We start from the raw sequence: 13,465 nt of genomic DNA, 5'->3' as shown, positions 1-13,465 counted from the left end.
TCTGCGATTGCGTTGATCGCTGTTCTTTGATGGCGTACTGTTCAGACTCCCCAGTGAGGAATGTGGTGTGAACCCATGGAGACAGCCACATTCTTGGGTTCGCAGAACACCTCGTAGCTCCAGGTGCCGCCTTCGCGGCCCGTGCCCGATGCCTTGGTGCCACCAAACGGCTGGCGCAGGTCGCGCACGTTCTGGCTGTTGACAAAGCACATGCCTGCCTCGATGGCCGCAGCCACACGGTGGGCCTTGCCGATGTTTTCGGTCCATACATAGCTGGAGAGCCCGTACTGGGTGTCGTTGGCCAGGCGTATGGCTTCGGCTTCATCGCTGAACGGGATGATGCAGGCTACCGGGCCGAAGATCTCGTCCTGTGCAATGCGCATGCGGTTGTTCACCTCGGCAAACACGGTGGGCAAAACGTAATTGCCATTTTTCACGCGGTCTGGCACCACAGGCGCGTCCAGGCCGCCGCACAGCATGCTGGCGCCTTCCTGGAGGCCCAGTTCGATGTAATGGCGTACCTTGGCCAGATGGGCCTGGCTGATCATGGGGCCGACGATGGTTTTTTCGTCGAGCGGGTCGCCTACGGTAATGCGTCGGGCGCGCTCGGCGAAGCGGTCGGCGAACTTCACATAGATGCTCTTTTGCACCAGGATGCGGCTGCCAGCCGTGCAGCGCTCCCCATTGTTGGAGAAGATCATGAATATGGCGGCATCGAGTGCGCGGTCAAAGTCGGCGTCGTCGAAGACCACAAAGGGGCTCTTGCCGCCCAGCTCCATGCTGAACTTCTTGAGGCCTGCGGCCTGCACGATGCGGTTGCCGGTCTGCGTCGATCCGGTGAATGAGACGGCCCGCACGTCGCGGTGCGCCACCAGCGGCTCGCCTGCATCTTTGCCGTAGCCATGCACCAGGTTGAGCACACCTGCAGGAATGCCGGCTTCGAGGGCCAGCTCGCCCAGGCGGGCGGCAGTCATGGGCGAGAGCTCGCTCATCTTGAGTACGGCGGTGTTGCCGAAGGCCAGGCACGGCGCGACTTTCCAGGTGGCGGTCATGAAAGGAACGTTCCACGGCGAGATCAGCGCACACACACCCACCGGGTGGAAGAGCGTGTAGTTCAGATGCGTAGGCGTCGGGTAGGTGTGGCCATCGACCCGCGTGCACATTTCGGCAAAGTAGTAGAAGTTGTCGGCCGCACGCGGCACCAGTTGCTTGCCGGTTTGCGCAATCACCTGACCACAGTCGTTGGTCTCGGTCTCGGCGATCTCTGGCACATGCTGGGCGATCAGGTCGCCGAGTTTGCGCACCAGCTTGGCTCGCTCTGTGGCGGGCGTGTTCGCCCACTTGGGAAATGCTTCCTTGGCTGCCGCTACCGCAGCGTCGGCCTCGGCGGCACCGCCCGAAGCCACCTCGGCCAGCACTTCCTGCGTGGCAGGGTTGATGGTTTCGAAATAGTCTTTGCCGGCAACGCTCTTGCCGTTGATCAAATGGTCAATACGCATGCTTGTGTCTCCTGCGGTGGCTTTCAGAACGTGTTTGCGTTCTCAGTGCCCGCTTAACAGTTCATCACCACCAATGAAATTCACGAGGCGGCCAACGCCTTCGATCTCGGTCACGATTTCGTCGCCCACCCTGGAATCGGCTACACCGTCAGGCGTTCCCGTCAGGATCAAGTCGCCGGGGTTCAGGGTCATCATGCTCGACAGGTGAGCGATCAGCGAAGGGATGCTGTGCACCATGTCGGCCGTGTTGCCGTCCTGCTTCAACTCGCCGTTGACCCAGCTGCGCAGGCGCAGATGCATTGGGTCTGCGATATCAGCCGCATCCACCAGCCAGGGCCCCACCGGCGTTGCGCCGTCGCGGTTCTTGACGCGCAGATTGGGGCGGTAGTAGTTCTCCAGGTAGTCGCGGATCGCATAGTCGTTGGCGGTGACGTAACCGGCAACCACACTGTACGCGTCTTCCTTCCTGACGTTGCGGCAGGTCTTGCCGATCACCACGCCCAGTTCGCACTCGAAGTGCATATAGGTGACGTCAGATGGTCGGCGTGTGCGGCAGCGGTGGCCATTGAGCGCATTCGGCCCCTTGAGGAACACCAGCGGTTCCTCGGGGGCCTTGTTGAAGGCGATTTCCTTGGCATGGTCCGCGTAGTTCAGGCCCAGCGCGAAGATGGTGCCGAAATCCATGGGGGGGAGCCACTGTACAGCGGTCTCTGCGACGATGCTGCCATCCGGCAATTGCACATTGCCATCGGCGCTTTCGGTCACGGCTACGGTCTGGCCCTGGTAGACAACACGCCCGTGCTTCATGGCTGCGCCTCCAGGACCACGGTGTGGCAAAGCTCGCCCAGACCGGGTACCGTGATGCGTACCGTATCGCCTGGACGGGCCACCGGGGATCCTTCGCCCGGGCCCAGCAGCAAGACGTCGCCTGCAGACAAGGTCATGAATTCCGTCATATCGGCAATCAACTGGGCTGCCGGGCGTACCAACTGGTCAAAGCGGCGTTCGTACACCGGTTGGCCGTTGACAGCGATGTGCAGCGCTGCTTGACTCACATCAAAATCACGGGCCGCTACCACCTCACCCATGGGGCAAAAGCCATCGCGGTCGCGCTGACGGATGGCGGGGCGGTAGTAGTTCTCGTGCGGCAGTGTGACATCGCTCACCACTGCATAAGCCGCCACATGCCCCATGGCCTTGCTTGCGGGCACGCGGGTGGCAGTGCTGCCAATCACCAGACCGATCGTGGCATCGATGCGCACTTCGCCAGGATCGGCAGGAATGGCCACCGCAGCGTGGTTGCCTGCAAAGGTGTTGCGCGGCTTGATGTAGAGCACCGGGGCGCGGGGCGCAGCCTTGTAGGGCGCGCTGTCGAACTGGGGCGCGAGGCGCTGCAAGGTGGCGCGGTCGTTGAGAAGCACGCCGTACACCGTGGCACGTGCTGCGGGGAAGCTGGTGATCATGAATGCTCCAGTGCAATCAACTCATCGAGCAGTTGGTAAAGCGCCTCGAGCTGGTCTTTGCCAAATGCCTGCTCCAGCCCCTGGTAGTGCAGAGCGATATCCTTGGAGAGTTGACGAGCCAGATTCAGTCCGTGGGGAGTCGCGCTGACCACGGAGCGGCGCTGGTCAGCCGGGTCCTTCTGGCGCTCGATCAGGCCGTCGCGTTCCATGCGGCTGAGCACGCCAGTCAGGCTGGGGCCGAGGAGAAAGGCTTGCTGGGCTACTTTGCCCGTTTCCAGCGATTCGCCATTGCCCAGCACGCGCAGTACACGCCATTGCTGATCGGACAGCCCGTGCGAGCGCAGAAATGGCCGCGTATGCCCCATGATCGATTCCCGCGCCTGCAAAAGCAGGCTGGGCAGGTTGCGGTGTTTGAGTGAGGTCTTCATTTATTTAATAGGTTAAATAAATTTCGACCCAAATGCAAACGGTATTTATGCGGATAAACCAGAGGTATCGGCTGAAAGCCAGGCAAGGCCAACGTCACGGAGCGCGGATACAGTGATTTTCTACCTGCTGAGTAGCGTCTGGCGATTGGTGAATAAGCGCTGCTGGCCGGTTTCTAGCCGCGTTCAGGGCGAATGGCTGCCAGCATCTGCGCCGGTGACGTGGGTGTGCGTCCCAGCCAGTGCGCCATGGAGGCGGGGTCGCAGCTGTTGTCGTGCGAAGCCAGTTCCAGCGATGCGCTGCACCAGGGGCTTGCTGCAAATGCATCACCCAGCCGTGCGCTGGCAAGGGTGGCAAAGCGGGGCAGGGTGATGGTGACAGGCGCCGCATGCCCGGCTTGCTGGCGCAGGCTGGCAATCATGGTGGCCATGGTCAGCTGTACCGGGCCGCCGAGTTCCACCACCCCGGTGGTGGGCGACAGCAGCAGCCGCGCCATGGCCTCGGCGAGTTCGCTGGCAACGACCGGCTGAATCAGGCGCTCTCGCATCACCGCTGGCAGCACCAGCACTGGCAGTCTGGCCAGATTGAGAAACAACTGGGTGCTTGCGCCACGCGCGCCCATGACAATGCTGGGCCGCACAACGAGGCCATCGAGCAGGCCTTGCGCCGTCAGCCGCAGCAGATGGGCGTCGGCCGCGCGCTTGGTACGGGCATAGTCGGTATCGTTGCCTTCCACGCCCAGGGCGGACAGCTGCAGTACGCGCCGCACGCCTGCCTGCGCGCAGGCATCGAACAGGGCCTGGGGTGCGATGTGGTGCAGTGTCTCGAGATCTGCGCCGCCGGCACCGGGCTGGCTGCGCAGGCTCCCTACGGCATTGATGACCATCTGGACGTTCTGCAGGTGCGGCAGCCAGTCGGATGTATTGCGCATTGCTGCATAATTGATAGCATTCTGCGCGCTTCTGCTGGCCGCTATGACATGAAATCCTTGCAAGCGCAGTTGCGCGGCCAGCGCCTGGCCAATAAAACCCTGGGCACCACACAGCAGCACCGTCTGGTCTGTGGGTGGAGGAGAGGGGTGGTGGCTGTTGCTCATGACATTCTCCTGAGTGATTCAGTGCTGTGGTCGATCCGTATCGCATGTACCGCCAGCGCAAGCGGCGCTGCGGGTGGCGGCACGTTGCGCGGCGCGGCGCGTGGCGCGTTCGAACACCCACACGATGGGTGTTTGCGGCAAGCGGTAGCGATTGCGTGCAATCCAGGGATAGAGCTTGCGTGCAGCCGTCGCCATGCCTGGCAGGTTCACCAGATTCGGCACCCACGCCCATCCAATGCCCAGGTAGGCGCGGACGAGGCAGTCCACACCGATGTAGACCCTGCCGTCGGCGGCCACGCCATGGATGGCGCGCATCAACGCGTCCTTGGTGGCTGGAGCATCACGCAGATCGGCGCTGCTCGCGTCCACAAAAATGAGCCTGCCCGCATCGTTGCGCAGCATCAGGTTGGTCATCTCCGCATTGCACATGCGGCAGCTGGCGTCGTAGTAGATCGTCAGCGGGAACTGTGTGGGAGCAGATGCGGATGCTGGCATAGATTTCTTTCGATATTTCTGTCTAAACAGAAATTAAGAGTGATAAAAAAGGCCTGCACTCTCCGTGGCAGGCCCGTGCATCAGGGTTGGCTGGTGCTGGCCTCCAGGTTGTCGACAGGGGCAGGCGCGCCGCGCACAAAGCGCTGCACAGTGGCGCCCAGCGTCAGAATCCTGTCCAGCGTGGCGGGTGACAGGCGCAGCATCTCTTCGCTCCACGCCCCGAGCTTGTCCATCAGTTCCATGGTGGCGCGGATGCGGTCCTGCGCGTCGGCGCTCTCGCGCTCGAAATCAGGGCTTGCCACCAATGACTGCAGCAGCCGGGTGGTCGGATCGAATTCGCGCTCCTTGCGTTCGCGCACAATGGTGCGGAAAAGCTCCCAGACATCCACGCTGGTCTCGAAGTAATCGCGCCGGTCGCCCAATGCGTGGGTAACCCTGATCAGGTTCCAGGCCTGCAATTCCTTCAGGCTGTTGCTGATGTTCGACCGCGCCACGTTCAAGGTTTCGCTCAGTTGCTCGGCATTCAGCGGCTTGCCGTGCACAAACAGCAGCGCATGGATCTGCGCCACCGTGCGGTTCACGCCCCACAGCGAACCCATCTCGCCCCAGTGCAGTACAAATTGTTTTTGGATGTCGGACAGTTGCATGTTTGTGATTCTATATATTCATTTATTTCTGTCAATACAGAAATTCATTTCCAAGAATAGGCCTGACATGTAAATGAACGTCTGCTCTGGCAGTATGGATCGGACTGGCAATCCACCCCTTTCGTCGAATGTGGCCTCTAGTACGCAATGGGCGCAATCCTGCAGCTTTGCGTGGGATCCATCCAACAGGCCTGGCTGCCAGCCCCTGCAGCTGTGGCACAGTGCTTTGCAGGTCTCTACAGATCGCAATGGATCCCATGTGATGAACACCCGCCCCCGTCATTTTTCCCTTCGCACTTCCGTTTTGGCCGCGTGCATGGCGGCTGCTTGCCAGCTGTATGCTGCGCAGGCCCTGCCCGCGCCGGTACCCGGTGTGCAGGCCGAAACACCTACCCTGGTGCTGCCCGATGGCGGCAGGTACTACGGCCCGCTCAAGGGTGGCATGCTGGAGGGTACGGGCCGGCTGGTGTGGAACGAGTTGCGGCGCTACGAAGGTGCCTTTCACCAGGGTCGTATGGAAGGGCAGGGCACGCTTACCCTGGCCTATGGTGTGTACCAGGGTCTGTTCAAGGATGGCGACCTGAACGGCGCGGGGCGCTACACCAGCAAGGAGGGCGAGGTGTACGAGGGCCACTTTGTCGATGGCGAATACGACGGGCAGGGCGTGCTCTCGGCCACCAACGGCAACCGCTACGAAGGACGGTTCGAGAAGGGCCATTTTGTGCATGGCACCCTGACCGAAGCAGGCGGCCAGACCATGACAGGGCCGTTCAAGAACTTCCAGGCTGATGGCCTGATGGAGGTGACCTATCCCGGAGGCGTGGTCTTCAAAGTGGAAATGCGTGACGGCCAGGCCAAGGGCAGGGGCGAGTTGCAGTTGGCCGACGGCAAACGCATCCGTGCGGATTTCGACGGCTCCAGTGCCGACGAAGGCGAGATCGACTACCCCAACGGAGATCGCTACACCGGCGCGCTCTACGCGGCGGTGGCCTATGGCAAGGGGCGCATGGTATATGCCAATGGCGATGTGTACGAAGGCCAGTTTGCCAAAGACCAGCCGCATGGCCGCGGTACCTTGACCTTCGCCAAGAGAGGCAAGCCCGTGCAGACCGGCCAATGGCGGCGTGGCAAGCTGGTGAGCGCTGGCGAGGCCGGTATGCCCGAAGACAACAGTCCCGAGCAGGCCGCTCGCAACAATGAGCAGGCTCTGTATGCGCAAAACGCCTTGTTGGCCCAGCAGATGGCAGCGCTGCAGCCCAGCGGTGGCACGGCTGCGCAGATGTATGCGCTTTTCATTGCGGGTGATGGCACGCAGGAGGTGTTCCGCCGCGAGGCCGAATACGTCAGCCAGGAATTTGCCCAGCGTTATGGAACGCAAGGGCGCAGCATGCTGCTGGCCAACAGCCGTAGCTCCGTCGCCCGTCTGCCGCTGGCCACTACGGCCAGCATCGAACGTGCCTTGGGGGCTCTGGGTCAGAAGATGAACAAGGAGCGCGATCTGCTGTTTGTGTACCTGACCAGCCATGGTTCGCGTGAGCACGATCTGCAATTGGGCATGCGTGGCCTGCAGATCCCGCAACTCTCGGCCAGGCGTCTGGGCGAGCTGCTGAAGGCATCGGGCATCCGTCGGCAGGTGGTGGTGGTTTCGGCCTGCTATTCGGGCGGCTTCATCGCGCCGCTGCAGGGCCCCACCACCTGGGTGCTGACGGCATCACGTGCGGACCGCACATCATTTGGCTGCGCCGATGAGAACGATTTCACCTATTTTGGGCGGGCCTTGTTCAAGGAAAGCCTGCCGCAGGCGGCCAACCTGAGCGATGCCTTCGATAAGGCCAAAACCCTGGTGGAACAGTGGGAGGCCAAGCTGCCCGCTGCGGCGGAGGAGTTGGTGCAGTCTGCGCCTATTGCTGGTGATGCAAAACCGCCGATGGACCAGCCTGCTGCGACGGTGGAGCATTCCGAACCGCAGATGGCTGTGTTGCCTGCGTTTCAGAAGGATGTGGACGCCTGGTTTGCCGCGCGCAGCAAGCGGTAAGGTCAGTGAATGCCGAAGTGAGGTAAATCATTAAATAGGCTGTAGCTCTCTTGAGGCTGCTGCCGCCGCCGGTCACGGCCAAGGTCTGCTTGGTGGCTGTATTTGCTATGCATATTGATGGGTTACCGCCCGCAGGGCGGGCACCCGAGGCCAAAACCATCAAAAAAGCCGCAATCCGGGCGCCCGGTTGCGGCTTTTGCCTTGATGCAGAAAACAGTGTTGCTCAGTGCAGCAGGTTGTTGCCTGGCGCTTGCGGCTGCACCTTGAAAAAGCCGGTGCCACAGGTGCCGTTGCCGATTTCTTCTTCGGTGGCTTCGCGCACAGCTTCCACCTTGATGTCCAAGCGGATCGCAATGCCCGCAAGCGGGTGGTTGCCGTCCAGCACCACATGCTCGGGGTACAGCTCGGTCACGGTGTAGAGCATGTCACGCGGCGCATCAGGATTGGTGCCCTGGGGCAAGGCATGGCCGTCGATGGTCATACCTTCCTCCAAGTCCTTGGGGAAGAGGGCGCGGGGCTCCAGAAAGACCTTTTCCTCGTCGTAGTCGCCAAAGGCGTCTTCGGGTTCCAGGTGCAGTTGCAGGCGGTCGCCCACCGTGTGGCCTTGCAAAGCCTGTTCCACGCGGGAGAGCAAATCATTGCCGCCGACGAGGAATTCCACGGGCTCGTCGAGCACGTCCAGCTCTTCGCCCAGTGTGTCTTTGAGGGTCCAGGTCAGCGCGACCACGCATTGATCAGTGATTTCCATAGGACAATTGTCGCAGTTTCGCCATCTGGTGCCATCGCAATTCCGGGAAATCCATGCAAATCGAACAAGCACTTCCGCTGCTCGGCGGACTCTCTCCAGCCCAGTTCATGCGCCGTTACTGGCAGAAGAAGCCGCTGCTGGTGCGCGGCGCCGTGACCGACTGGAAAAATCTGCAATTGCCACTGCCGCGTGCAGAACTGTTTGAACTGGCGGGGCAGGAGGGCGTGGAATCGCGTTTGATTCAGCAGAAGGGCGGCGCCTGGAGCATCAAGCACGGCCCGTTCAGCCGCCGCGCGATCCCCTCGCTCAAGACCGAGGACTGGACCTTGCTGGTGCAAGGGGTCGATCTGCACAATGCTGCGGCGCATCAGTTGCTGCAACGCTTTGCCTTTGTTCCTGCAGCCCGCCTTGACGATCTGATGATCAGCTATGCGAGCAATGGCGGCGGTGTGGGGCCGCATTTTGACAGCTACGACGTGTTTTTGCTGCAGGCACATGGCAAACGCCGCTGGCGCATTGGCAAACAGAAGAACCTGGCGCTCAAGGACGGCATTCCGCTCAAGATACTGGCCGAATTCGAGGCGGAGGAGGAGTACCTGCTGGAGCCGGGTGACATGCTGTACCTGCCGCCGCGCTACGCCCACGATGGCGTGGCCGAAGGCGAGTGCATGACGTACTCCATCGGTTTCCGTTCTCCGACGCAGCATGAACTGGCAGGCGATCTGCTCATGCGCCTGTCGGATGTTGACGATGTGGACGACTGCGACAGCAGTGCGAAGGCTGCCACACCCATCTACAAGGATCCCAAGCAGGCGGCGGTGGAGGCGCCCGGTGCCATTCCGCCCGAGATGCTGGAATTTGCCCGCATCGGTCTGGAAAAGCGCCTGGCAGAGCCGCTGGCGTTGGCCCGGGCGCTGGGCGAGTCGCTTACCGAGCCCAAGGCCAACGTCTGGTTTGAGCCTGAAGGCAATCCTGCGATGCTGGAAGCGGTTGCCCTGGACCGCAAGACACGTATGATGTACGACGGTCACCACGTCTTCATCAATGGCGAGAGCTACCGGGCTGGCGGCAAGGATTTCACCCTGATGAAGAAACTTGCCGATGCACGCCGCCTTGATCGCCGCGATGTGAGTGGGGCCAGCGACGACGCACTGTCGCTGCTGTCGCAGTGGTGCGAAGACGGCTGGGCCCACGCAGTCTCTGAATGACGCATTCGCCATGACGGACATGCAGGAGCCTTTGCCTCCACCATCCGTATCCGGTGCCGCATCTGCTCCAGTTGCAGCTGCAGCTGCGCCATGCGAAGGCCGGTTCGAGGGGCGAGCCGCATTCGATAACCATGTGTTGCATTTCTTGCAAAGGGCAGCAGACGAGCGGTGGCCCGAGCTGATCGTGGCCGATCCGGATTTCGCCGATTGGCCCTGGGGAACGCGCGCGGCTACCGACCTGCTGCAACGCTGGGCTCGGCACGGACGCCTGATGACCGTGTTGGCCTATCGCTTTGATGCATTGCCGCGCCGCCATCCGCGCTGGATGCAATGGCGCACGGTGTGGGACCACAAGCTGCAATGCCGCCTGCTGCAGGCGCGCGATGTGTCGCTGGTGCCCAGTGTGCTGTGGTCGCCGCAATGGGTGGTAGAGCGGCTTGACGTGGAGCGCTGCGTTGGCGTGGCCAGTGCAGAACGTGCGGTCGTCGTGCCCAGAGGTGAGATGCTGCAGGAGTGGATCAGGCATCAGAGCGCTCCGGCGTTGCCGGCCAGCGTGCTGGGCTTGTAAGCGGAGTTCGTCAAGTTCGATGAATTGTTGCTGGGCAGCAACAATAACGGCAACACAGGCATAGGCTGTGCTCTCGGGTAATCCCTATAATCCCACGACGAGTCTGGTGCGTTAGAAGCCTAGTGCTGTGCACGCTCTGCCTGGGGCAAATCGTTTGCCTCTGATTTGAATCACAAGAATCCACCGTGGTTAGGAATATCCAAATGAAGAAGTCCGTTGTTCTCGCTTCGTTGATCGCTGCTGTTGCACTGGCCGCCTGCGGCAAGAAGGAAGAAGCTGCTGCTCCTGCGCCAGCTCCTGTTGAAGCTCCTGCACCTGCTGTTGAAGCCGCCAAAGATGCTGCCAACGCCGCTGCTGATGCCGCCAAGGACGCTGCCGCTGCTGCTGGTACCGCTGCTTCGAACGCTGTTGACGCCGCCAAGGATGCCGGTGCTGCTGCTGCTGATGCCACCAAGGAAGCTGCCAAGGATGCCGCTGCTGCTGCTGGCAACGCTGCTGACGCTGCCAAGGATGCCGCCAAGGACGCTGGCGCTGCTGCTGCTGACGCTGCCAAGGCTGCTGCTGATGCCGCTTCGAACGCTGCTACCGCGGCCAAGGATGCTGCCACCAAGTAATTGATGGCGTTGCCTGTGGCCCTGTGCCGCAGGCGGCTTCGGTCAATCTACAAAGCCCGTGCTTCGCGCGGGCTTTTGCTTTTTGGGATTTCGATGTTTACGGACGCAGGCAGCGCAACGGAACGCAAGAAGGCACTTTGCCTGGTTGGTGTTATTTGCTATTAAAAAATGAATGAAGGTGTATGCCAGTCGCGCTGGAGGTGGATTTCTTTTAGGCAGAAGCAAAGCGCAAGCACTGGCAGCGTTACGGAGTCCCTCGCTACGAGCATGCTGGTGGTCCTTCTGGGGCCAGCAAGGATTGGGCGCGCAGGCGGTTCCGCACCATGAAAAAGCCACTGCGGTGAGGCAGTGGCTTGCGGTTGGGGTTGAGGCGGCTTTGAAGGCTTACTTCATGTCGTCAGCCAGCACCTTCACAATGCGCTGGGCATTGGCCGATGTGTCTGCCTGGCCACTGGCGCTCAGCACGGAAACCACGCTGGTGGCGTTGTCGCTCTTGACCTGGATACGGTACTTGATCGGCTCGGGTGCATCGGGGTTGCGATTGAAGATCTTGGCAAAGAAACCATCGGGCTTCTTGTTCAGATCGGTCGGATCGATGTAGCGCACGTAGTAGATGCCCTGGCTGCGGTCGCGATCCTCGACGGTAAAGCCCGTGCGATCAAGTGCAAGGCCAACGCGGCGCCATGTGCGGTCGAACGGATCGGCCACTTCCAGCACCGGGGCACCATTTTGCGTGGCGATCTTGGAGGTGGTGACAGGCGCCAGTGGTGCCGCCGCAATCGCCTTGGACTGCTCTTCACTCACGCCCAGCTTGACCATGATGCGACGCAGGAACTCGGTTTCCAGTTCCGGATCGGCCTTGCGTGGCTGCCAGATGGTGCTGTCCTTTTCCTTGTTGGAATAGACTTCTTCCATGCCGCGGTGGCTCACATAGATTTCGGTCTTGCCATCGGGGCGGCGCTCAATGCGGGTGCGGAACTTGTCCTGCTCGCCGGTCGAGTAGATCGAGTCGAAGATCTTGCCGATGGACTTGCGGATGAAATCCTGCGGCAGCTTGGCGCGGTTTTCGGCCCAGTCGGTTTCCATGATGCCGATGTCCGGGCGATCGATGGTCAGCGAGAAACCGCTTTCCTGCCAGAAGTCCTTGACGGGTTCCCACACCTTGTCGGCGGAGCGGTCTATCACCAGCCAGCGCTGGTTGCCATCGCGCTCGATCTGCACATCGCCGATCTTGCTGACGGCGGCGTTGACCTGCCCCTTGGGCTTGTTGTCCTGCTGCACCTGGTAGGCAGCCGCAGACACGGTGCCGCCAGGCACCACGTAGCGGGTGTCCTTGGACAGCTGGGTCAGGTCGGGAGGCACTTCCAGCGTCGGGCCCTTGGTGGCACTCTTGTAGTCGATCTTGTCACCAGAGAGCAGGTCGCTGGTGCTGCTGCAGGCAGCCAAAGTGATCGACAGGCCGAGGACGCTAAGTTTTGCGAGGGAATTCACGTTCAAATCCTTAACAGAGACAACGCGTGGAAAGCCTTGTTACAGCAGGCCGACTTCACGCATCGCAGCTTCCACCGTGCCATGCAGGCTGGGTGAGAGCTCAGTCATTGGCAGGCGCAGGGTTGGGCCACACAGCCCCATCTTGTTGGCCGCCCACTTTACAGGAATGGGATTGGCCTCCAAGAACAGGCTCTTGTGCAGCGGCAGCAGTTTATTCTGAATTTCCATAGCCCGACGCACATCCTTGGCAATTGCCGCTTCGCACAACTGGCTCATCAGCCGTGGCGCGACGTTGGCGGTCACGCTCACATTGCCGTGGCCGCCGCACAGCATCAGGGCGACTGCGGTCGGGTCATCGCCCGAGTAGATGCCGAAATTCGCTGGCGCGTCCTTGATCAGCCACTGCGCGCGCTCGATGTTTCCGGTTGCTTCCTTGATGCCGACAATGCCGGGCAGTTCGGCCAGGCGCAGCACGGTTTCGTACTGCATGTCGGCGACGGTGCGGCCGGGCACGTTGTACAGGAAGATCGGCAGATCACCCACCGCCTCGGCAATGGCCTTGAAATGCTGGTACTGACCTTCCTGCGTAGGCTTGTTGTAGTAGGGGACGACCTGCAGCTGGCTGTCAGCACCCACGCTCTTGGCATACTTGGCCAGCGTGATGGCTTCATGGGTGGAGTTGGCGCCGCAGCCGGCCATGATGGGAACGCGCTTGTCGGCTTGCTCCACTGCCACACGGATGATCTCCATGTGCTCTTCCACGGTCACCGTGGGCGATTCCCCGGAGGTGCCGACCACGCCAATGCAATTGGTGCCCTCGGCAATATGCCAGTCGATCAGTTTTCGCAGGCTGCCGTAATCCACGCTGCCATCGGCTTGCATGGGAGTGATCAGGGCAACAATACTACCGGTCAGAGGAACGCTGGTGGAGGTCATGGCAATGTGTACGCTCGTGGCGGAAAAAGGGATTCTAGCGAGTGCCGGACTGCATTCGCCCGGGCAGTATATCGCCCGCAGGAAGCTTTTCTGACATATTGCATTGAAAATTAAACTCAATGAATTCAAATCGTCGAAAATGACGATTGAAAATTGTCAAAACGGCGAAAATAAAAGCGACAAAACATTGCCGTTGATTGTGTAATCGAATGCGCTGGCCCTGGCGGATGCTTGCCGGC

General features: G+C 61.0%; 14 protein-coding genes. 4 read left to right on the top strand and 10 right to left on the bottom strand.

Going from position 1 to position 13,465, the window contains the following annotated elements:
- Positions 1 to 41: 41 nt before the first annotated feature.
- The 7 genes from hpaE to ABIE32_RS05930 form a co-directional block, all read right to left on the bottom strand.
- Positions 42 to 1,499: a 5-carboxymethyl-2-hydroxymuconate semialdehyde dehydrogenase gene (hpaE, locus tag ABIE32_RS05960; RefSeq protein WP_429014711.1), complete on the bottom strand. Its 1,458-nt coding sequence runs from the start codon at positions 1,497 to 1,499 to the stop codon at positions 42 to 44.
- Positions 1,500 to 1,541: 42 nt separating this feature from the next.
- On the bottom strand, positions 1,542 to 2,306 hold the full coding sequence (locus tag ABIE32_RS05955) for a fumarylacetoacetate hydrolase family protein (protein ID WP_429014709.1): 765 nt from the start codon (positions 2,304 to 2,306) through the stop codon (positions 1,542 to 1,544).
- Positions 2,303 to 2,962: a fumarylacetoacetate hydrolase family protein gene (locus tag ABIE32_RS05950; protein WP_429014707.1), complete on the bottom strand. Its 660-nt coding sequence runs from the start codon at positions 2,960 to 2,962 to the stop codon at positions 2,303 to 2,305. The genes ABIE32_RS05955 and ABIE32_RS05950 overlap by 4 nt, the downstream gene beginning before the upstream one ends.
- Positions 2,959 to 3,390 carry a homoprotocatechuate degradation operon regulator HpaR gene (gene hpaR, locus ABIE32_RS05945; protein WP_224149925.1) on the bottom strand — a complete coding sequence of 144 codons (432 nt, stop codon included), beginning with the start codon at positions 3,388 to 3,390 and terminating at the stop codon, positions 2,959 to 2,961. The genes ABIE32_RS05950 and hpaR overlap by 4 nt, the downstream gene beginning before the upstream one ends.
- Positions 3,391 to 3,563: 173 nt before the next feature.
- A complete protein-coding gene (locus ABIE32_RS05940) occupies positions 3,564 to 4,484 on the bottom strand; it encodes an NAD-dependent epimerase/dehydratase family protein (RefSeq protein ID WP_429014705.1) in 921 nt (306 codons plus the stop codon).
- 18 nt (positions 4,485 to 4,502) lie between these two features.
- Positions 4,503 to 4,979, bottom strand: coding sequence for a thiol-disulfide oxidoreductase DCC family protein (locus ABIE32_RS05935; RefSeq protein ID WP_429014704.1), 477 nt, complete (start codon positions 4,977 to 4,979; stop codon positions 4,503 to 4,505).
- Between the two features lie 80 nt (positions 4,980 to 5,059).
- Positions 5,060 to 5,626 carry a GbsR/MarR family transcriptional regulator gene (locus ABIE32_RS05930; RefSeq protein ID WP_224149922.1) on the bottom strand — a complete coding sequence of 189 codons (567 nt, stop codon included), beginning with the start codon at positions 5,624 to 5,626 and terminating at the stop codon, positions 5,060 to 5,062.
- A 262-nt stretch (positions 5,627 to 5,888) separates the two neighbouring features.
- Between ABIE32_RS05930 and ABIE32_RS05925 the strand changes: the two genes are divergently transcribed.
- Complete coding sequence (locus ABIE32_RS05925) at positions 5,889 to 7,661, top strand: C13 family peptidase (RefSeq protein ID WP_429014702.1); 1,773 nt, start codon at positions 5,889 to 5,891, stop codon at positions 7,659 to 7,661.
- A 223-nt stretch (positions 7,662 to 7,884) separates the two neighbouring features.
- On the opposite strand, the gene ABIE32_RS05920 is transcribed toward ABIE32_RS05925, so the two are convergent.
- Positions 7,885 to 8,409 carry an FKBP-type peptidyl-prolyl cis-trans isomerase gene (locus tag ABIE32_RS05920; RefSeq protein WP_377779330.1) on the bottom strand — a complete coding sequence of 175 codons (525 nt, stop codon included), beginning with the start codon at positions 8,407 to 8,409 and terminating at the stop codon, positions 7,885 to 7,887.
- 53 nt (positions 8,410 to 8,462) lie between these two features.
- Here ABIE32_RS05920 and ABIE32_RS05915 point away from each other — a divergent pair, with 53 nt between their 5' ends.
- The 3 genes from ABIE32_RS05915 (at position 8,463) to ABIE32_RS05905 (ending at position 10,799) form a co-directional block, all read left to right on the top strand.
- Positions 8,463 to 9,617, top strand: a complete 1,155-nt coding sequence (locus tag ABIE32_RS05915; protein WP_429014700.1) for a JmjC domain-containing protein — start codon at positions 8,463 to 8,465, stop codon at positions 9,615 to 9,617.
- 10 nt (positions 9,618 to 9,627) lie between these two features.
- Entirely contained in the window at positions 9,628 to 10,185 is a 558-nt protein-coding gene (locus ABIE32_RS05910; RefSeq protein WP_429014698.1) for a hypothetical protein, read from the top strand.
- Positions 10,186 to 10,388: 203 nt separating this feature from the next.
- A complete protein-coding gene (locus tag ABIE32_RS05905) occupies positions 10,389 to 10,799 on the top strand; it encodes a hypothetical protein (protein WP_377779331.1) in 411 nt (136 codons plus the stop codon).
- A 384-nt stretch (positions 10,800 to 11,183) separates the two neighbouring features.
- Here ABIE32_RS05905 and bamC read toward each other — a convergent pair whose 3' ends face one another.
- Positions 11,184 to 12,290 carry an outer membrane protein assembly factor BamC gene (gene bamC / locus ABIE32_RS05900; RefSeq protein ID WP_224149917.1) on the bottom strand — a complete coding sequence of 369 codons (1,107 nt, stop codon included), beginning with the start codon at positions 12,288 to 12,290 and terminating at the stop codon, positions 11,184 to 11,186.
- A 39-nt stretch (positions 12,291 to 12,329) separates the two neighbouring features.
- Positions 12,330 to 13,226: a 4-hydroxy-tetrahydrodipicolinate synthase gene (gene dapA, locus ABIE32_RS05895; protein ID WP_224149916.1), complete on the bottom strand. Its 897-nt coding sequence runs from the start codon at positions 13,224 to 13,226 to the stop codon at positions 12,330 to 12,332.
- Positions 13,227 to 13,465: the final 239 nt, after the last annotated feature.

The organism is Comamonas sp. 4034 (genome assembly GCF_050434545.1).
Classification (GTDB): Bacteria; Pseudomonadota; Gammaproteobacteria; order Burkholderiales; family Burkholderiaceae_C; genus Comamonas; species Comamonas odontotermitis.
Note: the sequence above shows the minus strand (reverse complement) of the source record. Positions and strands in the feature narration are given on the sequence as shown.

What these genes read in the sequence shown, in the direction of transcription:
- ABIE32_RS05905 (WP_377779331.1), top strand. Translation starts at nt 10,389, where the DNA reads ATGAAGAAGTCCGTTGTTCTCGCTTCGTTGATCGCTGCTGTTGCACTG.
- ABIE32_RS05915 (WP_429014700.1), top strand. Translation starts at nt 8,463, where the DNA reads ATGCAAATCGAACAAGCACTTCCGCTGCTCGGCGGACTCTCTCCAGCC.
- hpaR (WP_224149925.1), bottom strand. Translation starts at nt 3,390, where the DNA reads ATGAAGACCTCACTCAAACACCGCAACCTGCCCAGCCTGCTTTTGCAG.
- ABIE32_RS05925 (WP_429014702.1), top strand. Translation starts at nt 5,889, where the DNA reads ATGAACACCCGCCCCCGTCATTTTTCCCTTCGCACTTCCGTTTTGGCC.
- ABIE32_RS05955 (WP_429014709.1), bottom strand. Translation starts at nt 2,306, where the DNA reads ATGAAGCACGGGCGTGTTGTCTACCAGGGCCAGACCGTAGCCGTGACC.
- ABIE32_RS05920 (WP_377779330.1), bottom strand. Translation starts at nt 8,409, where the DNA reads ATGGAAATCACTGATCAATGCGTGGTCGCGCTGACCTGGACCCTCAAA.
- ABIE32_RS05940 (WP_429014705.1), bottom strand. Translation starts at nt 4,484, where the DNA reads ATGAGCAACAGCCACCACCCCTCTCCTCCACCCACAGACCAGACGGTG.
- ABIE32_RS05935 (WP_429014704.1), bottom strand. Translation starts at nt 4,979, where the DNA reads ATGCCAGCATCCGCATCTGCTCCCACACAGTTCCCGCTGACGATCTAC.
- ABIE32_RS05930 (WP_224149922.1), bottom strand. Translation starts at nt 5,626, where the DNA reads ATGCAACTGTCCGACATCCAAAAACAATTTGTACTGCACTGGGGCGAG.
- ABIE32_RS05950 (WP_429014707.1), bottom strand. Translation starts at nt 2,962, where the DNA reads ATGATCACCAGCTTCCCCGCAGCACGTGCCACGGTGTACGGCGTGCTT.
- ABIE32_RS05910 (WP_429014698.1), top strand. Translation starts at nt 9,628, where the DNA reads ATGACGGACATGCAGGAGCCTTTGCCTCCACCATCCGTATCCGGTGCC.
- dapA (WP_224149916.1), bottom strand. Translation starts at nt 13,226, where the DNA reads ATGACCTCCACCAGCGTTCCTCTGACCGGTAGTATTGTTGCCCTGATC.
- hpaE (WP_429014711.1), bottom strand. Translation starts at nt 1,499, where the DNA reads ATGCGTATTGACCATTTGATCAACGGCAAGAGCGTTGCCGGCAAAGAC.